The sequence below is a fragment of the Pseudomonas sp. GV047 genome (assembly GCF_003058245.1).
GTDB classification, from domain to species: domain Bacteria; phylum Pseudomonadota; class Gammaproteobacteria; order Pseudomonadales; family Pseudomonadaceae; genus Aquipseudomonas; species Aquipseudomonas marginalis.
Map to the genome: position 1 here is coordinate 922,254 of NZ_QCWA01000001.1, position 22,972 is coordinate 945,225.

Below are 22,972 nucleotides of genomic sequence, written 5' to 3' on the forward strand. Positions count from 1 at the left end.
CAATCGTCACCCCGACGCAACCTCTACGTGACCCCATGGTCGTAATTGCAGCAATTGACCGGACAAAGGCTTCCCATGAGTGAAGATGCACAAGATGTCGTACTGATCGTCGAGGACGACGAATCCATTATGTTTGTGCTGGGTGAGTACCTGGCCGGCCTGGGGTATCGGGTATTGAAGGCGATCAACGGGGAGCAGGCCTTTGAAATCCTCGCCACCAAGCCACACTTGGACCTGATGGTCACCGACTACCGTTTGCCCGGTGGGATTTCCGGCGTGCAGATCGCTGAGCCGGCCATCAAGTTGCGCCCGGAATTGAAAGTGATCTTTATCAGCGGCTACCCCCAGGAAATTCTCGACTGCAACAGCCCGATCACGCGCAATGCGCCGATCCTGGCCAAGCCGTTTGACCTGGATACCTTGCAGGAGCATATACAGCGTTTGTTGGCCTGAAGGGCCAAGTGGTGAATCAGGCTCTTCCTGAGCCTGAATGACACTGCTTGGCTAATGGCCATTTACGCCCGAATCATCTCCCGCACCTTCGCCGTCAACAAATCAAAGGTAAACGGCTTGGTGATCAACTGCATCCCCGGATCCAGGAACCCACCACGCACCGCCGCATGCTCGGCATATCCGGTAATAAACAGCACCTTCAGGTCCGGACGAACCTGCCTGCCTATCTCTGCCAGTTGGCGTCCATTCATGCCGGGCAAGCCGACGTCGCTGATCATCAGGTCAATGCGCTGGCTGGATTCGATAATCGGCAGTGCGCCATCGGCATCGCCCGCTTCGACAAAGGCGTAGCCCAGCTCACTCAATACCTGGCTGACCAGCACGCGCACCGCCGGGTCGTCCTCGACGATCAGCACGGTTTCCCCCCTGTTGGCGATCGGCAACAGGGCAGGGTCCACGGTCACATCGGGGGTGATTTCGCCGACAAAACGTGGCAGGAACAGGCTCACCGTGGTGCCTTTGCCTACCTCGCTATGGAGGGTTACATGGCCCCGCGATTGGCGCGCGAAACCGTAGATCATCGACAAGCCCAGGCCGGTGCCCTGGCCAATGGGCTTGGTGGTAAAGAAGGGGTCGAATACCCGGCCCAACAGGCTTTCCGGAATGCCGCAGCCGGTGTCGCTGACGCTCAGTTCCACGTAGTCGCCGGGCTTGAGCGTGCCGTAGGCGGCCGTGAAGACGCTGTCGAGGTGGCGGTTACAGGTTTCGACAACCAGGCGGCCCCCACTCGGCATGGCATCCCGGGCGTTGAGCGCCAGGTTGAGCAGGGCACTTTCCAGTTGATTGGGGTCGGCCTCGGCGGTCCACAACTGAGTGTCCAGGCGCATGTCCAAGGCGATGCTTTCGTTGAGGCTGCGTTGCAGCAGCTCGCCCATGGACGTCACCAGTTGGTTGATCTGTACCGGCTTGGAATCCAGCGACTGGCGCCGCGAGAACGCCAGCAGGCGGTGGGTGAGGCCGGCGGCGCGGTTGGCGGAGGTCACGCCGAGGTCGATCAGGCTGTCCAGGTCATCCAGCTTGCCGCGGGACACACGCCTTCGCAGCAGCTCCAGGCTGCCGATAATGCCGGTGAGCATATTGTTGAAGTCGTGGGCGATACCGCCGGTCAACTGGCCGACGGCTTCCATCTTCTGGGATTGGCGCAAGGCTTCTTCGTTGCTGCGCAACTGCGCCGTGCGTTCTTCGACTTGCTGTTCCAGCGTCTCAAGGGTGCGCTGCAGGCGCAGTTCGCTCTCGCTCAGGTCGATCAACCTGTCCCGTGCCTCATATTGCCGACGCCGTCCACGCAGGGCGGCGCTCACCAGGCTGATCAACGTCACGGGGTGGAAGGGGCGCTCCAGGAACGTCACGTTGCCCAGCAGGCCGCTGAGGTGGGATGAACCGTTCTGCTCGCTGCCGCCGTGATGGGTCATCAGCACGATGGGCAGGTCGGACCAGGCGGGCTGCTGGTGCAGGTATTCCAGCAGGGGCTCCAGGTCCGCGCCGCGCAGGGCTTCGGCTGCGATGATCAGCATGCCGGCGCCTTGCTCCACGGCCTCGCACAATACGGGCAGGCTGCTGGCAACCATGCCGGTGTAGCCGGCTTCCTTGAGCATCATCAGCGCCAACGAACCATCACGGCCCATGGGCGCCAGGACGATTGCGCGTTCGGATACAGGTGAAATGGTGGTCACACGCCCTCATCCTTGAGCAAAGGCGAACCGGCGCCCATGTAGGTCGGGATGCCGCGCAAAACCCCTTGGAAATTGTCCAGCGGTTCTCCGACGGTCATGCCACGGCTGCTGATACGGTATTCACGGATAGTCGACTCGTGGGCGCCGGTGCGTTTCTTGATAATCGAGATGGCGCGGCGCACCTTGCCCAACGCCTCGAAATAACGCAGCAGAATCACGGTGTCGGCCAGGTAAGTAATGTCGACAGGGGCCTGCATGTCGCCGACCAGTCCATGTTGCGCAACGGTCATGAACGTCGCCGCGCCACGGCGGTTGAGGTACAGCAGCAGTTCATGCATATGCAGGATCAGCGCGTTTTCTTCCGGCATTGCCGCCTGGTAGCCATTGATACTGTCGATGACCACGGTCTTGATCCCGCGCTCGTCCACGCAACGACGCACGCGGTGGGAAAACTCGCCGGGGGACAGTTCGGCCGCGTCCACCTGTTCGATCAGCAGGTTGCCGGTAGCCTGCAAGGCGGCGAGGTCGATGCCCATATTGTTCATGCGCTCGAACAGCAAACCCAGTTCTTCATCGAAGATAAACAGCGCGGCCTTTTCGCCACGGCCTACCGCCGCTGCGGCGAAAATCATCGAGATCAGCGACTTGCCGGTACCGGCCGGGCCGAGAATCAGGCTGCTGGAGCCGGTCTCTACGCCGCCGCCCATCAGGGCATCCAGCTCGCGAATGCCACTGCTCAAGGTCTGGCGTATGTAACCGCCACGATGCTCGGCCGCGACCAGGCGCGGAAAGACGTGGATGCCATCGTGCATGATGGTGAAGTCGTGAAACCCACCCCGATATTTCTGCCCGCGATATTTCACCACCCGCACGCGACGGCGTTCGGCGCCGTAGTTGGGGGTCAGTTCTTCCAGGCGAATCACCCCGTGGGCCACGCTGTGCACGGTTTTGTCGAGGGATTCGGTGGTCAGGTCGTCGAGCAGCAGCACGGTGGCGTCGTAGCGCACGAAGTAATGCTTGATCGCCAGGATCTGGCGGCGATAGCGCAGCGAGCTTTGCGCGAGCAGGCGGATTTCCGAGAGGCTGTCGATGACCACTCGGGTCGGCTTGACCCGCTCCACCACTTCGAAGATCTGCCGGGTTGCTTCGCCCAGCTCCAGGTCCGAAGAGTACAGCAGGCTCTGCTGATGCTCGGCATCCAGCAGGCTCTCCGGCGGGGTCAGCTCGAAGATATGAATATTGTCGTCCAGGTCCCAACCGTGGGACTCGGCGCCCTGGCGCAACTCACGCTCGGTTTCGGACAGTGTGATGTAGAGCGTTCGCTCACCCGCTTTCGCCCCGGCCTGCAGGAAGTGCAGGGCGACCGTGGTTTTACCGGTGCCAGGCTCACCTTCCAGCAGGAACAGGTGGCTGCGCGATAGCCCTCCGGCAAGAATGTCGTCGAGACCTTCGATGCCGATGGCTGCTTTTTCGGTTAACAACGCTTTGGATGTAGACAAGAAGTGCCCTCAGGTCACATACGAGTAGAGGATGCGCATCCAGGTGGACGCGCCATGTTCTCTTGACCGTAGCGCTTTGTGGCGGTTCAAACTGATGCGCGATTATTGTGCCTACAGGCCTTGCTGCAGTGCCGGATCGTCAGGGTTTTGCTGTTCGAGCTGGGCGAGCAGCACCTGCACATTCTGCAATTGGCCGCTTTCTTTCCAATAGTTGACCAACAGCACCCGGGCCTTGCGATTGGCCGGGTGGCGCTGGACGATTTCCTCCAACTGGCGCTGGGCCGCTTCCAATTCCTGCTGGGCATGCAGGGTGGTAGCGAGGTCGTAGCGGTAATCCTGATTGTCCGGCTCCAGCTCCACGGCCTTGGACAGGCCGAGCAACGCATAGGGGCGCTCGCCATGGTGCAGCAGCCACATACCCAGGGCATGTTGCAGGTAGGCCGACTCAGGGTGCGCCGCCAATTGCCGGGCCAGCAATTGGCGGGACTCATCGGTCTTGCCCTGTTTATCCAGCAACTCGATCTGCGCGACCACCGCTTGCAGGTTGTCCGGCTGCAAGCGCATGGCCTGTTCCAAGGCGTTTTGCGCTTCCGGCAGCAGGGCGCTGTGAATGTACAGGCGCGCCAGTTGAATCCAGCCTTCGGCCGTTTCCGGTTGGGCCTTGAGCTTTTTCACGAACTCGTCCAATACCTGCTGCAATGGCCCGAAGTACAGGCCCAAGGTGTCGGGCGACAGGCCGAGCAGGGCATTGGCGGCGGCAAAGCGTACGCTTTGTTCGGGGTCATCGAGCACCGGGCCGAGCAGCAGGGTGCGCTGGCCGCTGGGCACCAGGCCGACAATGCTGTGGATGGCCGCTTCGCGCACCAACGCTGAGTCGCTGGTGAGGTCTTTGTCGGCGAGCTTCAAGGCCTGGGGGCTGGGGTAGTTGGGCAATTCGGCATGCAGCGCGGCGCGGCGTTCGGGTGACAGGTCCGGCCGGCCCAGTTGCTGATACAGCACGCGCGCGGCGCCCGGCTCGCCGTTATGCGCCTGTTTCAAGGCTTTTGAGTAACCGTGGGCAATGGCAGGAGGCACGGCCACCTGGGCGGTGCGGGAGAAATACCAGGTGATCAGCACAATCAACAACAGGGCGCACAGGCCGATGATGGAGTAACGGCGTGACTTTGACATGCAGGCGTCCGAAAAGCTGAAGAAGCAAAGCCGCAAGCTTCGGCCAGACCACGGCAGGTGTCAAACCCGCATCAGGTCAGCACGTATTCCACCGGTTCCAGGGCCGGCGGCAGGTCGGTTTCGCCGAGGGCGGCCAGCAGCTCACGCTCCAGGGTGCGCAGGATCGCATTGCAGGGCAGGTCGTTTTCGTCAAAGCCGAAAGGGTCTTCCAGGTCGTCGCCGATCTCATCGAGGCCGAAGAAGGTGTAGCTGACAATGGCGGTAAACACCGGCGTCAGCCAGCCGAGGGGTTCGGCCATGGCGAACGGCAAGAGGATGCAGAACAGGTAAATGGTGCGGTGCAGCAGCAAGGTGTAGGGGAAGGGCAGCGGCGTGCTTTTGATGCGCTCGCACGCGGCCTGTACCTGGCTGAGGCTGACCAGGCGGGTTTCCAACTGGGTGTAACGCCATTCGCTGAGGGCGCCTTGCTCGGCCAGGGCGGAAAATCCCGCGCCAATCTGTTGCAGCACCCGGTCAGGCAGGTTGGGATGACTCGCTTCCACACTGGCCCAGGGCTGGATCGCCCGGGCTTCGTCTTCGTGGCGCAAGCGCGCGACCAGCCCGTGGGCGAAGCCGCCCAGGCCCCGTAGCAGGCGCCCACGCTCCGTCGGGTCAGTGAGCACCTGGGTCTCGCGAATCAGCGAGCGCACCTCAATGATCATCTGCCCCAGTTGCTTGCGGCCTTCCCACCAGCGGTCATAGCAGGCGTTATTGCGAAAACTCATGAAGATCGACAGCGACAGCCCGAGCAACGTAAAGGGCGTGGCGTTGACCTTGGAGAAATAGGCCGGGTGCAGGGTTTCCACCAACACGATCACCGACGCCAGCAGCGTGACCAGCAGGCTGCGCAGGGCGATGCGCTTGGCAATCGAGCCCTTGAGGGAAAACAGGATGCCCAGCAGGTTCGGTTTGGGACGTACGATCATCGCGGGGAGGACTTCTTCGGTGGCGCAGGCCCTCAGGTTAGGAGCTTGCACTGCGCACGTCCAATCGCTTGGGCTGACCGGACGATCAGCGCGGTCGATGATTGGCCAAACCAGTCAGCCATGTTGAAGGCTTTGACCATTGCTGCCGTGGCGTTGCAGAGCGACTATTTCGACGATCTCGACCGTTCAAGGAAACAATAATGCAGATTGAGAACAAGGTTTTTCTGGTCAGCGGCGGCGCTTCCGGCCTCGGTGCGGCCACCGCAGATATGCTGGTCGCGGCCGGCGCCAAGGTCATGCTGGTGGATTTGAATGCCGACGCCGTGGCGGCCAAGGCCAGGCAGCTCGGCGACAACGCCCGCAGCGCAGTGGCGGATATCAGCCAGGAGGCCGCAGCCGAAGCCGCCGTGCAGGCAACGGTCGCGGCGTTTGGCGGATTGCATGGCTTGGTCAACTGCGCGGGGGTGGTGCGCGGTGAAAAGATCCTCGGCAAGACTGGCCCCCATGGGCTGGCCAGCTTTGCCCAGGTGATCAACGTCAACCTGATCGGCAGCTTTAACCTGCTGCGCCTGGCGGCGGCGGCGATCGCCGAAACGGAAGCGAACACCGACGGCGAGCGCGGGGTGATCATCAACACCGCTTCGGTGGCTGCGTTCGACGGGCAGATCGGGCAGGCCGCTTATGCGGCGTCCAAAGGCGCGATAGCCAGCCTGACCCTGCCCGCCGCACGGGAGCTGGCGCGCTTCGGCATTCGCGTGATGACCATCGCCCCGGGCATTTTCGAAACCCCGATGATGGCCGGCATGACCCCGGAAGTACGCGACTCCCTGGCCGCCGGCGTGCCGTTCCCGCCACGCCTGGGCAAGCCTGCCGAATACGCCGCGCTGGTGCGGCACATCATTGAAAACAGCATGCTCAACGGCGAGGTGATCCGTCTCGACGGCGCCTTGCGCATGGCGGCCAAGTAAGGAGGATGAGCCATGAATGATCCCATCGTGATTGTCAGCGCCGTGCGCACGCCCATGGGCGGGTTCCAGGGCGACCTCAAGGGCCTCACCGCACCGCAACTGGGCTCTGCCGCCATCCGAGCGGCGGTCGAGCGTGCCGGCATCGCCGCCGATGCCGTGGATGAAGTGTTGTTTGGGTGCGTGCTGCCGGCCGGCCTGGGCCAGGCGCCTGCGCGTCAAGCCGCCTTGGGCGCCGGGTTGGATAAGTCCACGCGTTGCACCACCCTCAACAAGATGTGCGGCTCGGGCATGGAAGCGGCGATCCTCGCCCATGATTCCCTGCTGGCCGGCAGCGTCGACGTGGTGATCGCCGGCGGCATGGAAAGCATGTCCAACGCGCCCTACCTGCTGGACCGCGCACGCAGCGGCTATCGCATGGGCCATGGCCGCGTCATCGATCACATGTTCCTTGACGGCCTGGAAGATGCGTATGAAAAGGGCCGCCTGATGGGCACCTTTGCCGAGGAGTGCGCGCAGCTCAACGGCTTCAGCCGTGAGGCGCAGGATGCGTTTGCCATCGCGTCGCTGACCCGTGCGCAGGAGGCAATCACCCATGGCAGCTTCGCCGCCGAAATTGTCCCGGTACAGGTCACCGTCGGCAAAGAGCAGAAAACCATCCTGCATGACGAACAACCGCCCAAGGCCAGGCCGGAAAAAATCCCCGGCCTCAAACCGGCGTTCCGCGAAGGCGGCACCGTGACGGCGGCCAATTCCAGCTCGATTTCCGACGGCGCGGCAGCGTTGCTGCTGATGCGTGAGTCCGAGGCGCAAAAGCGTGGGCTCAAGCCGCTGGCGGTGATCCACGGGCATGCGGCGTTTGCCGATGAACCGGGGCTGTTTCCGGTGGCGCCGGTGGGCGCGATTCGCAAGCTGATGAGCAAGACCGGCTGGAGCCTCGACAACGTCGATCTGTTCGAAATCAACGAAGCCTTTGCCGTGGTCAGCCTGGTGACCATGAGCAAGCTGGAAATCCCCCACGCCAAGGTCAATGTCCACGGCGGTGCCTGCGCCCTGGGCCACCCGATTGGCGCGTCCGGCGCGCGGATCCTGGTCACTCTGCTCTCGGCCCTGCGCCAGAAAGGCCTCAAGCGGGGCGTCGCCGCCATTTGTATCGGCGGCGGTGAAGCCACGGCCATGGCCGTCGAATGCCTGTATTAAGGACTGAGCCCAATGCTGCCCAATGACGAACAACTGCAAATCAGCGACGCCGCCCGGCAATTTGCCCAGGAGCGGCTCAAACCGTTTGCCGCCGAGTGGGACCGTGAGCACCGCTTTCCCAAGGAAGCCATCGGCGAGATGGCCGAACTGGGCTTTTTCGGCATGCTGGTACCCGAACAGTGGGGCGGGTGCGCCACCGGTTACCTGGCCTACGCCATGGCCCTGGAGGAAATCGCCGCCGGTGACGGCGCCTGCTCCACCATCATGAGCGTGCACAACTCGGTGGGCTGCGTGCCGATCCTGAGCTTCGGCAACGATCAGCAGAAAGAACAATTCCTCAAGCCCCTGGCCAGCGGCGCCATGCTCGGTGCTTTCGCCCTGACTGAGCCGCAAGCCGGTTCGGATGCCAGTGGCCTGAAAACCCGTGCACGCCGTGAAGGCGATCATTACGTGCTCAATGGCTGCAAACAGTTCATCACCTCCGGCCAGAATGCCGGGGTGGTGATTGTGTTCGCGGTGACTGACCCCGCAGCGGGTAAGCGTGGGATCAGCGCGTTTATCGTGCCCACCGATTCGCCGGGCTACAGCGTGGCGCGGGTCGAGGACAAGCTCGGCCAGCATGCCTCCGATACCTGCCAGATCCTGTTCGAGGATGTAAAGGTGCCGGTGGCCAACCGCCTTGGGGAGGAGGGCGAGGGCTACAGGATCGCCCTGGCCAACCTTGAAGGCGGTCGCGTCGGCATCGCCTCGCAATCGGTAGGCATGGCCCGCGCCGCGTTTGAGGCTGCACGCGACTACGCCCGCGAGCGCGAAAGCTTCGGCAAACCGATCATTGAGCATCAGGCCGTGGCCTTTCGCCTGGCGGACATGGCCACGCAAATCGCCGTGGCGCGGCAGATGGTGCACTACGCCGCCGCCCTGCGGGACAGCGGCAAGCCGGCGTTGGTCGAAGCTTCCATGGCCAAGCTGTTCGCCTCGGAAATGGCTGAGAAAGTCTGCTCCGCCGCCTTGCAAACCCTCGGCGGTTACGGTTACCTGAGCGACTTCCCCGTGGAGCGGATCTACCGCGATGTGCGGGTCTGCCAGATTTACGAAGGCACCAGCGATATTCAACGCATGGTCATCTCACGCAATCTCTAAGGAGCCGATACATGAGTTACGAAACGATTTTGCTCGAAGTCCAAGGCCGCGTCGGGCTGATTACCCTCAACCGCCCGCAAGCCCTGAATGCCCTGAATGCGCAGTTGGTCAGTGAGTTGAACCAGGCCCTGGATGGCCTGGAAGCCAACCCGGAAATCGGCTGCATCGTGCTGACCGGCTCGAAAAAAGCCTTCGCCGCCGGCGCCGACATCAAGGAAATGGCCGAGCTGACCTACCCGCAGATCTACCTCGACGACCTGTTCAGCGACAGCGATCGCGTCGCCAACCGGCGCAAGCCGATCATCGCCGCGGTCAACGGCTTCGCCCTCGGCGGCGGCTGCGAACTGGCGCTGATGTGCGATTTTATCCTGGCCGGTGACGGCGCCAAGTTCGGCCAGCCGGAAATCAACCTCGGCGTGCTGCCGGGCATGGGCGGCACCCAACGCCTGACCCGCGCCGTGGGCAAGGCCAAGGCCATGGAAATGTGCCTGACCGGACGGTTTATCGATGCGGTGGAAGCCGAGCGCTGCGGGATCGTCGCGCGCATCGTTCCCGCCGATGAACTGCTCGACGAAGCGCTGAAAGTCGCCACGCTGATTGCCGGCAAATCGGTGCCGATCAGCATGATGGTCAAGGAAAGCGTGAACCGTGCGTTTGAAGTGAGCCTGTCGGAAGGCGTGCGCTTTGAGCGCCGGGTGTTCCATGCCGCGTTCGCCACGCAGGACCAGAAGGAAGGCATGGCGGCGTTTGTGGCCAAGCGCGCGCCGGAGTTCAAGGATAAGTAGCCGTTGCCAGCTGTATAGCTGCAAGCTTCAAGTAATCGCCAATGCGCTTTTACTTGAAGCTTGCAGCTTAAGACTTGCAGTTCTTACAGCTGGTAGTTTTTGAGTTCCCGGGCAATCACCATCCGCTGTATCTCGCTGGTCCCTTCGTAAATCTGCGTGATCCGCGCGTCCCGGTAGTAACGCTCCACCGGGTAATCCTCCAGATATCCATAGCCGCCATGAATCTGCATCGCGCTGGAGCAGACCTGCTCGGCCATTTCCGAGGCAAACAGCTTGGCCTGGGACGCCTCCGAGAGGCAGGGCTTGCCGGCGCTGCGCAGGCGCGCCGCATGCAGGATCAGTAAACGGGCAGCGTTCAGGCGGGTTTGCATGTCCGCCAGCAGGTTGGCCACGCTTTGGTGTTCGATGATCGCCTTGTCGAATTGCACCCGGTCGCGGGCATAGGCCAGCGCCGCCTCAAAGGCCGCACGGGCGATGCCCAGGGCTTGGGCGGCAATGCCGATGCGACCGCCTTCGAGGTTGGACAGGGCGATGGCCAGGCCTTTGCCGCGCTCGCCAAGCAGGTTGGCCTCGGGCACGCTGCAGTGGTTGAGGGTCACGGCGCAGGTGTCCGAGGCTCGAATACCCATCTTGTGCTCGGTGCGGTCGACCACAAACCCCGGGGTGTCGGTGGGGACCAGGAACGCGGAAATGCCTTTCTTGCCCAGGTCCGGGTCGGTCACGGCAAATACAATCGCCAGCTTGGCGCGCTTGCCGTTGCTGACGAACTGCTTGGCGCCATTGATCACCCACTGGCCGTGGCGCAGTTCGGCGCGGGTGCGCAGGTTGTGGGCCTCGGAGCCGGCCTGGGGTTCGGTCAGGCAGAAGCAGCCAATCGCCTGGCCACTGGCGAGGTCGGCCAGCCAGGTGTGTTTCTGGGCATCGGTGCCGTAGTTGAGGATTGGCCCGCAACCCACTGAATTATGGATACTCATCAGTGCGCCGGTGGCGCCATCGCCAGCCGAGATCTCTTCCACGGCCAGGGCATACGCCACGTAGTCGACATAGGTACCGCCCCATTCTTCCGGCACTACCATGCCCAACAGGCCCAGTTCGCCCATCTTCGCCACCAGGGCGTCGTCGATCCAGCCGGCTTTTTCCCAGGCTTGGGCATGGGGGGCGATTTCACCACGGGCGAAGTCGCGCGCCATGTCACGGATCATTACCTGTTCTTCAGTATATTCAATGTCTTGCATGGCTTATTTCGCAACCTGCTCGAAGTGATGAAAGAAGCTGTCGACGTGGCTTTTGTCCAGTCCATGGAGCGTCGGCGGGTTCCAGCGAGGGTTCTTGTCCTTGTCGATGATCAGCGCGCGGACCCCTTCGATCAGGTCGCCGCGTTCGAACCATTGGCGGTCAAGGTGCAGCTCCAGGGCAAAGCACTGTTCCAACGGCAGGCGCCGGCCGCGTCGCAGCATTTCCAGGGTCACGGCCATGGCCAGGGGCGAGCGGGTCTGCATCAGGTGGACGGTGTTCAGTGCCCACTCATGGCTGTCGGCGACAGTGACTTCCTGGAGCTGCTCGACGATGCTCGGAATGTCCGGCAGGCCGAAGAAGTGGTCGATAGCCGGGCGCAATGCGGCCAGCGGCGGGTCGGGCAGGCGCTGCACCGCCAGCTTGGCCAGCACGCCTTGCAGGTCTTTGAGGGGCGACTCGTGCCATTGCAGGCTGTCGAGTTTCTGGTCGAGGCTGGCCAGCTTGGCGCTGTCCAGGTACCAGTTGGCCAACCCGCAATACAGGGCGTCTGCCGCGCGAACCTGCACGCCGGTCACGCCGAGGTAAATGCCCAGCTCGCCGGGAATGCGCGGCAGGAAGTAGCTGCCACCGACGTCCGGGAAGTAACCGATCGCCACCTCCGGCATCGCCAGGCGGCTGCGTTCGGTGACGACGCGCAAATCCGCCCCCTGCACCAGACCCATGCCGCCGCCCAGGACAAACCCATCCATCAGGGCCAGTACGGGCTTGCGGTAATGGTGGATGGCCAGGTCCAGCGCGTATTCCTCGACGAAGAAGTCTTCGTGCAGGGTGTCGCCGCGTTTGAAACTGTCGTACAGGGAGCGGATATCGCCGCCGGCACAAAATGCCTTGTCGCCCGCACCGCGCAGGACTACGGCATGCACCTGCGGGTCGTCTGACCAGGCGTGCAGCTGTTGCGCGAGGCGGCGGACCATGTCCAGGGTGATGGCATTCAAGCCGGCGGGGCGATTGAGGGTGAGGTGACCGATATGGTTGCGTACTTCGGCCAGTACGTCGTCCTGACGCCTCTCGGCGCTGCTTGCTTCGCTTGAAACCTGAGCAGTCATCTGTAACTCCCTGCTTTTATTGTTCTTTATCAAGATGTTCGTGAGTAAACACTCTTGTGAGAGTATCAGTGCAAATTTGCACAGTACAACCCGGAATCATGCAGGTCGTTTTTGCATTTATGCAGGGTGGCGGGCGTGGGTTCAGGTCACGCGGGTTGCCAGTACTTCACCGATGCTGCGGCGCCGAGCGTGGGTTTCTGCAGCATGGATCAATTGCTCCAGCTCCGTCGGGGCCACGTCGTAGAATTGCTCCATGTCTGCCAGCGCCAGCTTCAAGTCGGCGGCCGTGATAGCGGGGTCTCGGGCGGCCCTGGGGTCAGGCAGGACAGTCGTCGACGTCTCGACAGCACCCTTGGGGTAGCGCGTTCGCGTCGCATTATTGTAGGCCAATGCGCAGGCCAGCAAGGCACCGGCGCCGAGTAATACGGCCCCCAATTCGTGCCAGCCCAGGGCGGCGGAGGCAGGGTCGGCCAGGACCAGGCTCATGGCCAGGCCACCGGCGGGCGGGTGCAGGCACCGCAGCCAGCACATCAGCACCACGGCCATGCCGGCCGCCAGGCAGGCACCGCCCAGGGTGCGCCCAAGGACGCGGGCCACCAGCAATGCCACGACACCGGCGCACAGGTAGCTGCCGATGATCGACCAGGGTTGTGCCAGCGCACCGGACGAAACCGCAAACAACAACACCGCCGATGCCCCCAGCGGGCCCAGCAGGTGCAGGGCCACCTCCATGCCAAAAAACTGGGCACAGAGCCACACACTGAAAAATGTGCCCAAGCCCATGCCAATCGCGGCACGGCTCCATTCGGTGGGGCGGGTGTTGATAGCAGCGGGAAACCAGCGAGAGCGCATTGAAAGGAAATCCATAAACGGCGGGCAAAAAAAAGGCTTGTCTGGTTGCCCGGAAAAGCCCTTTGAAAGTTCCTGCATTTGGGGGAGGAACCCGCGCAGTGTGCCGCGCCCGGCAGGGCAGCGCCAATGCATATTAATGAGGGTTAAATACAAAAATAATGAGGTTATCAAGGCGTGGCGGAGCGGTAGATAGCTACCGCATGTGGCCATCGAGTTTACAGTTGGGGTTCAGACGCAACTCAAGGTTGGGCAGGTTTAGCCAGGTGCAGCAGCACATAGGGGTTTCGGTCGAACTCACCGCTCAACGTAGGCGTGATAGAGGCAAAGCGCGGGTCTTCGAGCCCTTCGAAATCCGCCTGGCTCATCACCAGCCACGCCGGCCCTTGCAGCGGTGCCAGGTCAGAGGCTTGTTGGGTAAACAACGGCACCTGGTCGCAGTCGAGGTTGACCATGTATTTGATCGCCTTGGCGTCTTTGCCCAGGCCGTGCAATACCACGGGGGCGCGCTGTTGCTTGACCTGCTCATGCACTTGCAGGGTAAAGGTGCGGGTGTCGTAGACGCTGCGTTCGAGCGGTTCGACCACGGCAATATAGGTTGCCCACACCGCAAGCACGGCGGCAAGCGCCGGACCCAGCGGCCGCAGGCGAGCCCTGAACAACGCCAGCAATGCCAAGGCTTGCAGCACGCCGAGAACGGCGAACACCGGTCCCAGCTGGCTCAACTCTTGCGGATAGCGTGGCCGCGCGAATACCAGCCCGACGATCAGCAGGCCTGGCAGCAGCGTCCATAGACCCAACATCAGCCCACGCAACCCTGCAAACAACCGCCCCTCAGCGGCCTGGAACGGGTACGCCGCAATGATCGCCGCCATCGGCAACATCGGCAGCACATAGCGGGCCTTCTTTGCCTGGGGAATCGACAGGCCCAGCATCACCAGCAAGCCTGCCGCGGCGCAGTACAGCACCAGTTGCAACGCCGGTGTCGGCACGCGGCGCCCACCGACCGCAACCGCCAGCAGCACCAGCAGCGCCACGGGATAGGCGAGGGCGTAGTTGCCCAGCGAGCTGGTGAAGTAATACAACGCGCCGCTGGAGCCTTCACTGCCGTCCATTCGCCCCAGGAACTGCATGCGGATCACATCCTGCATGAAGCTTTCGCCGCCACTGAGCTTGGCCATCAGCAACAGCAGGCCGACACAGGCCGCCAGCAGCGCCAGGGCCAGCAGGCCAAAGCTGAACAGTTGGCGCCATTGCCGGTTGATCAGGTAGTAGCTGCACAGCACGCCCGTGGGAATGACCAGCCCGATCGGCCCGCGAATCGCAAAGCCGAGGATCAGCAGCAGGTACAGCCAGTACAGGCGTCTGCCCGCACCGAAATGGTCATGGGCATAACCGAGGTAGAACACCGCCAGGGCGATGGCGGCGAGCATCTGGTCAAGGGACACCGCACGGGTTTCACTGATGAAGGTACTGCTCAGCAACAACAGCGCGATGCTCAGCAGCCCCCAACGCTGGGAGTAGGGCGCCGTCAGGCGATACACCAGGATGACGATCACTGCCGAGGCAATCGACGTGGGCAGCCAGGCCGTGAGGCTGGTGACCTCGCCCAGGGGCAGGGACAACAGCCAGGTCATCAGCGTCGAGGTGGCCAGGTAATCGGCATACGGCTGCCCGTAGGTGGTGGGGAAAAAACCCGGCCCATGGCGCAGCATCTCCTGGGCAAACACCACGAAGCGTGAGTCGAAACCGATAATCGCCTGGTGCCAGCTGCCGGCGATGAACAACAGCAGCGCCAGCAATCCCAAGACGAGGGATTGGCGGCGGATCGTCGGGCTGAGCAGGGGCGGTTGAGCTTTGTTCACGAATCAGGCTTCCACGACCTGCGGCACCCACTGTTGCTGGGGGATCGGCAACTGGCAGGAATCGCCACGACCGATCGGGTAATACTGGAAGCCCTTGCGCGCCAGGCGCTCACCGTCATACAGGTTGCGGCCGTCGAAGATCACCGGGGTTTTCAGGCGCTGGTGGATCAGCTCGAAGTCGGGCGCCTTGAACTGCTGCCATTCGGTGCAGACGATCAGCGCATCGGCGCCGAGCAAGGTGGATTCCGGCGTGCCCATCAGCATCAGTCGCTCCTCGTCAGCGTAGATACGCTGGGTTTCCTGCATGGCTTCCGGGTCGAACGCCCGTACAGTGGCGCCGGCGGCCCACAACGCTTCCATCAGCACGCGGCTGGGTGCGTCGCGCATGTCGTCGGTGTTGGGCTTGAACGCCAGGCCCCACAGGGCAAAGGTCTTGCCGCGCAGGTTGCCCTGGAAGAACGCATTGATACGCTCGAACAGCTTGCTCTTCTGGCGCTGATTGATGGCTTCCACGGCTTCCAGCAGGTCGCTGGAGCAGTTGGCCTGCTTGGCGCTGTGGATCAAGGCACGCATGTCCTTGGGGAAGCACGAGCCGCCGTAGCCGCAGCCGGGGTAGATAAAGTGATAGCCGATGCGCGAGTCGGCGCCGATGCCCAGGCGCACGGCTTCGATGTCGGCACCCAGGTGTTCGGCCAGCTCGGCGATCTGGTTGATAAAGCTGATCTTGGTCGCCAGCATGCAGTTGGCGGCGTATTTGGTCAGTTCGGCGCTGCGCAGGTCCATGAAGATGATGCGGTCGTGGTTGCGGTTGAACGGCGCGTACAGGTCGCGCATCACGTCGCGCACTTCTTCGCGCTCGCAGCCGATGATGATGCGGTCCGGGCGGCGGCAGTCGGAAACGGCCGAGCCCTCCTTGAGGAATTCCGGGTTGGAGACGATATCGAACTCCAGGTGCCGGCCGGCCAGGTGCAGGGCTTTTTCGATATGGGCGCGCAGGGTGTCGCCGGTGCCAACCGGGACGGTGGATTTCTCCACCAGGATCACCGGTTCGATACGGTGGCGGGCTACTGCGTCACCCACCGACAGCACGTACTTGAGGTCGGCCGAGCCGTCTTCATCCGACGGCGTACCCACCGCGATAAACAGCACTTCGCCGTGTTCGACGGCAAGCTTTTCGTCAAAGGTGAAGTGCAGTCGCCCGCTCTCCAGGTTTTCCTTGACCATGGCCGCCAGCCCCGGCTCGAAGATGCTCACATGGCCTTGCTGCAGGAGCTTGACCTTGTTCTGATCGACGTCCATGCAGATGACATCGTGACCGACTTCGGCTAATACGGTGGCCTGTACCAGACCGACGTAACCACTACCAAATACACTGATTTTCATGGGGCATTCCTGGCGCTTGCAGCGCTAGCACGGCGAGAGTTAATAACCAGCACACCAAGGATGACAAGCGCCACCCCCAGGGTTTTCGAGAGGGAAAAATGTTCGTTGAACACCGGCAGGCTGGCGGCCAGCAGGTACACCAGCGCATAGCTGATGCTCAGCAGCGAATAGGCGCGGCCCAGGGGCAGGTGCTTGAGGGCGCCGAGCCAGCAGAGCATCGACAGCGCGTAGGCCAGGATCGCCAGGCTCACCACGCCGAGCGCCGCGAAGTCGATGGCATTGCTGTGGAACGCCGTCAGCCATTCGGTAGGCAAGGGCAGGCGCGTCATGCTCCAGCGCATGCCCAACTGGGCGGCGCTGACCAGGCCAACGCTGCCCAGGGCCAGGGCAAACCCACGCACGCGGCTCATACCTGGCGCCCCAGCAGCACCACACCGGCAATCACCAGCACCACGCCCAGCCAATGCCGTGTGTCGATGGGCTCCTTGAACACACAGCGCGCCACCAGGGTGACCAGGACAAAATTGAGGCTGAGCATCGGGTAGGCGATGCCGACTTCCAGGCGCTGCAACACCAGCAACCACACCAGCAAACCAAAACCCAGGCACAGCAGGGCCGACCACAACCATGGCGAGCGCAGTTTCAGCGCCCAACCGTCGGGCTGGTCGCGCCAGCCTTCCACGGCGAATTTCTGCGAGACCTGGCCCATGCATGTGAGCAGGCAGGCCGCCAATAACAGGAGCAGTGTGATCATGGCGCAACCTGCGGGAACACCAGGATCACGATATTGCCTTGCTCGTAGCGCTTGCCGTCCTTGGGCAGCAAGTCCACTTCGGCGAGTTCGTCGTCGCCCTTGACGCGCATGACCACACCGACCGCGCCGTGTTTGCGCGCGTCGCTCATCCATTGCTGGACCTGCGTGGTGTCGACCTTGTGATGGGCTGCATCGTCGAAGGCCAAGCCATATTTCACTTCGCCGACGGTGTTATAGAGGGTCACGTCCGGGCGCTTGACGCGCCATGCCAGGGCGGAGGCCGCGCCGAGGTCGTTGCTCAGCAACGCGCTGGTCTGGCTCAACTCCTGGAGGTGATCGATGATGAACTGGTCCGGGATCTTGTTATAAACCACCGAATGGGGCAATGCGGCCGGGACCAGCGCCACCAGCAACCAGCTGCCGACCACCGGCGCTGCCCACAAGCGCAGCGGGCGCGAGGCCTGCAACAGGTTGGCAACGATCCAGCCGAACAGGAAGACAAACACCAGCACCAGGCTGAGGGTTTCACTGCCGTGCTCGTACACCGGTTTTTTCAGTTGGAACCAGGTCAGGGCCAGTAACGCCACAACGCCAATCACCAGGTTCAGCCAGCCGTTGATGCGCAACACGCGCCCACGGGCCTGGGCCAGTTTGTCGGCCAGGGTGTGGCCCATCAGCAACGCCAGCGGCAGCAGGCACGGCATGATGTAGGAGGGCAACTTGCCCTTGGCCAGGCTGAAAAACGCCAGGGGCATCAGCAGCCACAACAACAGGAAGGCGGTTTTCGCCGCGCGTTTTTCCTGCCACGCCTGTTTCAGGGTGGACGGCAACAGCGCCACCCACGGCAGGCAGAAGGCAATCAGCAGCGGCAGGTAATACCAGAACGGTTCGGCATGCTGGGCATCGTCGCCGGCAAAGCGCTGGATGTGCTCGTGCCAAAAGAAGAAGTTCCAGTAGTCCGGCTCCTGCAGGTGCACGGCCAGGGCCCACGGCAGGCTCACCGCAATGGCCACGACCACGGCGACCAGGCCGTAGCCGAGCAACTCGCGAAAGCGTTTCTGCCAGATCGCGTAGGGCAGGGCGATCAACACCGGCAACAGCCACGCGAGGAAGCCCTTGGTCATAAAGCCCATGCCACAGGCAAAACCGAGCAGCGCCCAGGCCCCCAGGCGGCCGTTGCGGGTGGTGCTGTCGAAGCAGAACCACAGGGCGACGCCGGTCAGGTTGACCCAGAACGTGAACTGCGGATCGAGGTTGGCATAGCCGCCCAGTGCCGCCACGCTGACAAAACTCATGTACAGCACACTGCTGACCAGGCTTTTTTGCGGGTCATTCCACAAGCGGCGCGACACCAGGTACACCAGCAGGATGCTCAAGCCGGTGCTCAGCGCCGAGGCGAAGCGCACGCCAAACAGGTTCTGCCCGAAGATCGCCTGGCCCAGCGCGATCATCCAGTAACCGGCAGCCGGTTTTTCGAAGTAGCGGATCCCCATGAAGTGCGGCGAGGCCCACTTGCCGGTCAGCAGCATTTCCTGGCTGATCTGTGCATAGCGGGTTTCATCCGGAATCCACAGGCCGTGGGTGGCCAGCGGCAACAGGTAAAACACACCGAACGCCAACAGGAGCAGGGGCAAGGCCCAACGCCGGATCATGCCTGCTGCACTCCGAGCCACCCCTCACGGCCGCTCAAGGCGCCGCGCACCAGGTGTTGCCGGGGCAGGGTGGTCAGGTCCGCAGGCAACAAGTCGCCCAGGGGGTTGAAGTCGATGCCGCGCTGCCCTGCCTGGGCGAGCAACTGGCGAAAATCATTGGCCATCAGAATCCCTTCTACTTCTGCGTGGATCGTGTAGACGTTGAGCTTCGACTCGGCAAACCGGTCAAGAATGAAGCCGTTGAAGTCTTTGGCGGCCACCACCGGCCCGACGACTTCGTCGAAGGTCGGCAGGTCCACCGGAATTTGTGGCGTACCCGCGCTGCCATCGGCCAATGTCGGCCGAAACAGGCTGGTACCCCGGCAATCGCTGTTGTAGCGGAAGTTGAAACCTTGCTTGGCCTGCACCACCCGCTCATCGGCACGCCAACCAGCAGCCGCCGAACAGTCGATGCGCTCGCCGAGGATGTCGCTCAAGGTCTCCACGCCGCGTCGAATCTGCTCCACCAGCTGTGCATCGCTCCAACGCCCGGTGTTGGCCTGCCAGCCGTGGTGATCCCAGGCGTGCAGGCCGACTTCATGCCCCGCCGCCTTGGCCTGGCGCATCAAGTGCCCCAGGTCACGGCCGATCGGCTTGCCTGGCCAGGCGGTGCCGGCCAGCAGGATGTCCCAGCCGTACAGGCCGGCCGCGTTGGAACGCAGCATCTTCCACAGGAACTGCGGGCGGATCAGGCGCCACAAGTGGCGCCCCATGTTGTCCGGCCCGACACTGAAGAAGAACGTCGCCTTGACCCCGGCCTCATCCAGGGATTCGAGCAACCGTGGCACGCCTTCACGGGTGCCGCGGTAGGTATCGACGTCGATGCGCAAGCCTGCCTTCATTACTTTTTGTCCGCGATTTCGAGCATGGCTTCACGCAGGAAGAAGTCCAGCGTATTGCCGATGGTTTCGCTCATCTCCACGGTCGGCTCCCAGTTCAGCAGGCGCTTGGCGTTTTCGATGCTTGGCTTGCGGTGCGCCACGTCCTGGTAACCGGTGCCGTAGAACGCCTTGCTTTCGACGTCGCGGAAACCGGCGAACGGTGGGAAGTTGCCGCGCAGCGGGTGCGCCTCAAACTGACGCAGCAGCTCTTCGCCCAACTGGCGGATGCTGGCTTCGTTTTCCGGGTTGCCGATGTTGATGATCTGGCCGTTGCAGGCATCGTTGTCGTTATCGATGATGCGCGCCAGGGCTTCGATACCGTCGGCGATGTCAGTGAAGCAACGCTTCTGCTCGCCGCCGTCGAACAGGCGGATCGGCGTACCTTCCACCAGGTTCAGGATCAGCTGGGTGATCGCCCGGGAGCTGCCGATACGCGCCGAATCCAGGCGGTCCAGGCGCGGGCCCATCCAGTTGAACGGACGGAACAGGGTGAAGTTCAGGCCCTTGGCGCCGTAGGCCCAGATCACGCGGTCCAGCAGTTGCTTGGAGACCGAGTAGATCCAGCGCTGCTTGTTGACCGGGCCGACCACCAGGTTGGAGGTGTCTTCGTCGAAATACTGGTCCTGGCACATGCCATAGACTTCGGAGGTCGACGGGAAAATCACGCGCTTGTTGTACTTGACGCAGTAGCGCACCAGCTTGAGGTTTTCTTCGAAGTCCAGCTCGAACACGCGCAGCGGGTTGCGGGTGTATTCGATCGGTGTGGCGATGGCCACCAGTGGCAGGACCACGTCGCACTTCTTGATGTGGTACTCGATCCACTCGGTGTGGATGCTGATGTCGCCTTCGACGTAATGGAAGTTCGGGTGGCTGCGCAGGCGCTCGATGGCGTCGGAGCCAATGTCCAGGCCGTAGACTTCATAACGGTCGTCACGCAGCAGGCGCTCGGACAGGTGGTTACCGATAAAGCCGTTCACACCGAGGATCAGCACGCGGGTCCGGCGCGGCTTGCGGCCGGACTCGGCACCGCGCAGCACGGAGCCGTCGACCAGGCCCAGTTCGTTGGCCAGCGACGGACCCGCCAGGTACAGGCCGTTGTCATTGCGCTGGCCGAACTTGACCACCAGGGAGTCTTCGCCGCAGGCGATGCGCAGCGGGTTGACGCTGATCACACGGCCCGGCGCCAGGCCTTCATTGCCCTTGACCACTTCGGCTTGCCAGACGATGAGCTTGTGCTCGCCGACGGCGCAGAACGCGCCTGGGTACGGTTGAGTCACCGCGCGCACCAGGTTGAACAGTTCTTCAGCGGGTTTTTTCCACTCCAGCTTGCCGTCGGCGGCCGTACGGCGACCAAAGTAGGTGGCCTGGCTTTCGTCCTGGGCCGTTTCGGTCAGCTTGCCCGCAGCCAGTTGCGGCAGGGCGTCGCGCAGCAGGCTGGTGGCCGCATCACGCAGCTTGGCGTGCAGGGTCAGGCCGGTGTCGGTGCGCTCGATCCCGACTTTTTGCTGGGCCAGGATCGCCCCGGCATCGGCGCGCTTGACCATGCGGTGCAGGGTCACGCCGGTTTCGGTTTCGCCGTTGACCAGCACCCAGTTGGCCGGTGCGCGGCCACGGTATTTAGGCAGCAGCGAGCCGTGCAGGTTGAACGCACCTTTGCTGGCGGTGGCCAGCAGCGGCTCGCTCAGCAGGTTGCGGTAGTAAAAGGAGAAGATGTATTCCGGGTTCAGCTTGGCAATACGCTCGATCCACAGCGGGTGGTTGGCGTCTTCCGGCGCATGTACCGGGATGCCGTTGCGCGCGCAGAGTTGGGCGACAGAGCCGTAGAAATTGTTTTCCTTGGGGTCGTCGGCATGGGTAAACACGGCGGCAATGTCGTAGCCGGCAGTCAGCAGGGCTTCAATGCCCGCACAGCCAATATCGTGGTAAGCGAAGACAACGGCTTTTGAATTCATGACGAAACCTGATCGGAAGGAAAAGTAGTGGTGGAATGGGAGGACACCAGGCCGTCGACGACGACCACGGGTGCCGGTGCCGCCGGTTGGTTGCGCAGCACTTTTTCAATAAAGAAGCGGGGGCGGGCGCGCACGTCGCTGTACATGCGCCCCAGGTATTCGCCCAGCAGGCCCATGCCGATGAACTGGCCGCCGGTGAACACGAACAGCACCGCGAACAGTACGAACAGACCGTCACCGGCCCAGTCGGCGCCGAAGGCCAGGCGCATCACGATCAACGCAAAGGCGAAGAACACGCCCAGCGCCGCCAGGCTGAAGCCGACGATGGACAGCAAGCGCAGCGGCGTGGTGGTCATGCAGGTCAGCAGGTCGAACATCAGGCTGATCAGGCGCATGGCGCTGTATTTGGATTCGCCGTGTTCACGCTCGGCGTGGTGCACCAGGATCTCGGTGGTGTGACGGGCAAAGCCGTTGGCCAGGATCGGGATGAAGGTGCTGCGCTCGCGGCAGGCGAGCATGGCGTCGACGATGGTGCGCCGGTAAGCGCGCAGCATGCAGCCGTAGTCGCTCATGGCCACGCCGGTGGAGCGTTGCACGGCGAGGTTGATCAGGCGCGAAGGCCAGCGGCGAAAAGCCGAGTCCTGGCGATTGTTGCGTACCGTGGCGACCACGTCGTAGCCCAGGGCGGCCTGTTCCACCAGGCGCGGGATTTCTTCGGGGGGGTTCTGCAGGTCGGCGTCGAGGGTAATCACCACGTCGCCCCGGCACTGCTCGAAACCGGCCATGATCGCCGCGTGCTGCCCGTAGTTGCGATTGAGGATCACCGCCACCACGTTGCTGCCGTCTTGCGCGGCGGCGTCTTCGAGCAATTGGGCGGAGTTGTCGCGGCTACCGTCATCCACCAGGATGATTTCGTATTCGTAGGCCAGTTGCTTGCAGGCGGCAGTGGTACGACGCAGCAGTTCAGGCAGGCTTTCTTGTTCGTTGTAGACCGGGATAACGATCGACACGCAATGAATAGGGTAGGGTTTCAAAGATTCATGACCTCGGGACTGGAGCAACTTGGCGCGTGAAAGCAGTAGTAATCATTGGACGAACACCTGGCCCGCACTTAAAAAGCGGCACTAAAGATGAAGCGTAATCAACAGCTTAGCTGGTGTTGTGGAATTCGCTCTGAAGTTTCACGTTCAAGATTAAGCGCAAAAATGTGCAACAGATATGAAAGGCAGATGAAAAACTCGTTTATTTGACAGGTAGACAGCTAGGGTTCAGCTAGGTAACTAAGGTATGGCAGGGGAAGGTCCGCAGGCTGAATAGGCGTTGTCTGCAGGTGAGGCGCTTTAAT

Annotated in this window: 20 protein-coding genes; 5 read left to right on the top strand and 15 right to left on the bottom strand. The window is 62.6% G+C overall.

Annotation, left to right across the window (positions count from 1 at the left end):
- Positions 1 to 75: 75 nt before the first annotated feature.
- Complete coding sequence (locus C8K58_RS04250) at positions 76 to 453, top strand: response regulator (RefSeq protein WP_027605876.1); 378 nt, start codon at positions 76 to 78, stop codon at positions 451 to 453.
- Positions 454 to 515: 62 nt separating this feature from the next.
- Here C8K58_RS04250 and C8K58_RS04255 read toward each other — a convergent pair whose 3' ends face one another.
- The 4 genes from C8K58_RS04255 to C8K58_RS04270 form a co-directional block, all read right to left on the bottom strand.
- A complete protein-coding gene (locus tag C8K58_RS04255) occupies positions 516 to 2,186 on the bottom strand; it encodes an ATP-binding protein (protein WP_027605875.1) in 1,671 nt (556 codons plus the stop codon).
- On the bottom strand, positions 2,183 to 3,685 hold the full coding sequence (locus C8K58_RS04260) for an ATPase domain-containing protein (RefSeq protein ID WP_027605874.1): 1,503 nt from the start codon (positions 3,683 to 3,685) through the stop codon (positions 2,183 to 2,185). Before C8K58_RS04260 ends, C8K58_RS04255 begins: the two co-directional genes overlap by 4 nt.
- Before the next feature lie 111 nt (positions 3,686 to 3,796).
- Entirely contained in the window at positions 3,797 to 4,855 is a 1,059-nt protein-coding gene (locus tag C8K58_RS04265; RefSeq protein ID WP_092357999.1) for a tetratricopeptide repeat protein, read from the bottom strand.
- A gap of 71 nt (positions 4,856 to 4,926) precedes the next feature.
- Complete coding sequence (locus C8K58_RS04270; RefSeq protein WP_027605872.1) at positions 4,927 to 5,820, bottom strand: bestrophin family protein; 894 nt, start codon at positions 5,818 to 5,820, stop codon at positions 4,927 to 4,929.
- A 200-nt stretch (positions 5,821 to 6,020) separates the two neighbouring features.
- On the opposite strand from C8K58_RS04270, the gene C8K58_RS04275 reads away from it, so the two are divergent.
- Genes C8K58_RS04275 through C8K58_RS04290 form a run of 4 tightly spaced genes read left to right on the top strand, consistent with a single transcriptional unit; the run spans position 6,021 to position 9,910 of the window.
- Positions 6,021 to 6,788: an SDR family NAD(P)-dependent oxidoreductase gene (locus tag C8K58_RS04275; RefSeq protein WP_027605871.1), complete on the top strand. Its 768-nt coding sequence runs from the start codon at positions 6,021 to 6,023 to the stop codon at positions 6,786 to 6,788.
- A 12-nt stretch (positions 6,789 to 6,800) separates the two neighbouring features.
- A complete protein-coding gene (locus C8K58_RS04280; protein WP_027605870.1) occupies positions 6,801 to 7,985 on the top strand; it encodes an acetyl-CoA C-acyltransferase in 1,185 nt (394 codons plus the stop codon).
- Between the two features lie 12 nt (positions 7,986 to 7,997).
- On the top strand, positions 7,998 to 9,125 hold the full coding sequence (locus C8K58_RS04285; protein WP_027605869.1) for an acyl-CoA dehydrogenase: 1,128 nt from the start codon (positions 7,998 to 8,000) through the stop codon (positions 9,123 to 9,125).
- Between the two features lie 11 nt (positions 9,126 to 9,136).
- On the top strand, positions 9,137 to 9,910 hold the full coding sequence (locus tag C8K58_RS04290; RefSeq protein WP_027605868.1) for an enoyl-CoA hydratase: 774 nt from the start codon (positions 9,137 to 9,139) through the stop codon (positions 9,908 to 9,910).
- An 83-nt stretch (positions 9,911 to 9,993) separates the two neighbouring features.
- Here C8K58_RS04290 and C8K58_RS04295 read toward each other — a convergent pair whose 3' ends face one another.
- The 11 genes from C8K58_RS04295 to arnC form a co-directional block, all read right to left on the bottom strand.
- Positions 9,994 to 11,145: an acyl-CoA dehydrogenase family protein gene (locus tag C8K58_RS04295; RefSeq protein ID WP_108573108.1), complete on the bottom strand. Its 1,152-nt coding sequence runs from the start codon at positions 11,143 to 11,145 to the stop codon at positions 9,994 to 9,996.
- A 3-nt stretch (positions 11,146 to 11,148) separates the two neighbouring features.
- The gene (locus C8K58_RS04300; protein ID WP_108573110.1) at positions 11,149 to 12,252 is read right to left on the bottom strand and encodes an enoyl-CoA hydratase/isomerase family protein; all 1,104 of its coding nucleotides are present in this window, start codon (positions 12,250 to 12,252) and stop codon (positions 11,149 to 11,151) included.
- A gap of 141 nt (positions 12,253 to 12,393) precedes the next feature.
- Entirely contained in the window at positions 12,394 to 13,104 is a 711-nt protein-coding gene (locus C8K58_RS04305; RefSeq protein ID WP_092358005.1) for an HPP family protein, read from the bottom strand.
- Between the two features lie 239 nt (positions 13,105 to 13,343).
- Complete coding sequence (locus C8K58_RS04310; RefSeq protein WP_027605864.1) at positions 13,344 to 14,966, bottom strand: glycosyltransferase family 39 protein; 1,623 nt, start codon at positions 14,964 to 14,966, stop codon at positions 13,344 to 13,346.
- A 3-nt stretch (positions 14,967 to 14,969) separates the two neighbouring features.
- The gene (locus C8K58_RS04315; RefSeq protein WP_027605863.1) at positions 14,970 to 16,349 is read right to left on the bottom strand and encodes a UDP-glucose/GDP-mannose dehydrogenase family protein; all 1,380 of its coding nucleotides are present in this window, start codon (positions 16,347 to 16,349) and stop codon (positions 14,970 to 14,972) included.
- Positions 16,346 to 16,759, bottom strand: a complete 414-nt coding sequence (arnF, locus tag C8K58_RS04320; protein ID WP_092358009.1) for a 4-amino-4-deoxy-L-arabinose-phosphoundecaprenol flippase subunit ArnF — start codon at positions 16,757 to 16,759, stop codon at positions 16,346 to 16,348. Before arnF ends, C8K58_RS04315 begins: the two co-directional genes overlap by 4 nt.
- Positions 16,756 to 17,103 (bottom strand): 4-amino-4-deoxy-L-arabinose-phosphoundecaprenol flippase subunit ArnE, encoded by a 348-nt coding sequence (gene arnE, locus C8K58_RS04325; protein ID WP_065941524.1) that lies wholly within the window; start codon positions 17,101 to 17,103, stop codon positions 16,756 to 16,758. Before arnE ends, arnF begins: the two co-directional genes overlap by 4 nt.
- Entirely contained in the window at positions 17,100 to 18,755 is a 1,656-nt protein-coding gene (arnT, locus tag C8K58_RS04330) for a lipid IV(A) 4-amino-4-deoxy-L-arabinosyltransferase (protein WP_108573112.1), read from the bottom strand. The genes arnE and arnT overlap by 4 nt, the downstream gene beginning before the upstream one ends.
- Positions 18,752 to 19,636 (bottom strand): 4-deoxy-4-formamido-L-arabinose-phosphoundecaprenol deformylase, encoded by an 885-nt coding sequence (gene arnD, locus C8K58_RS04335; protein WP_027605859.1) that lies wholly within the window; start codon positions 19,634 to 19,636, stop codon positions 18,752 to 18,754. The genes arnT and arnD overlap by 4 nt, the downstream gene beginning before the upstream one ends.
- Positions 19,636 to 21,627, bottom strand: coding sequence for a bifunctional UDP-4-amino-4-deoxy-L-arabinose formyltransferase/UDP-glucuronic acid oxidase ArnA (arnA, locus tag C8K58_RS04340; RefSeq protein WP_027605858.1), 1,992 nt, complete (start codon positions 21,625 to 21,627; stop codon positions 19,636 to 19,638). The genes arnD and arnA overlap by 1 nt, the downstream gene beginning before the upstream one ends.
- Entirely contained in the window at positions 21,624 to 22,661 is a 1,038-nt protein-coding gene (arnC, locus tag C8K58_RS04345) for an undecaprenyl-phosphate 4-deoxy-4-formamido-L-arabinose transferase (RefSeq protein ID WP_027605857.1), read from the bottom strand. Before arnC ends, arnA begins: the two co-directional genes overlap by 4 nt.
- Positions 22,662 to 22,972: the final 311 nt, after the last annotated feature.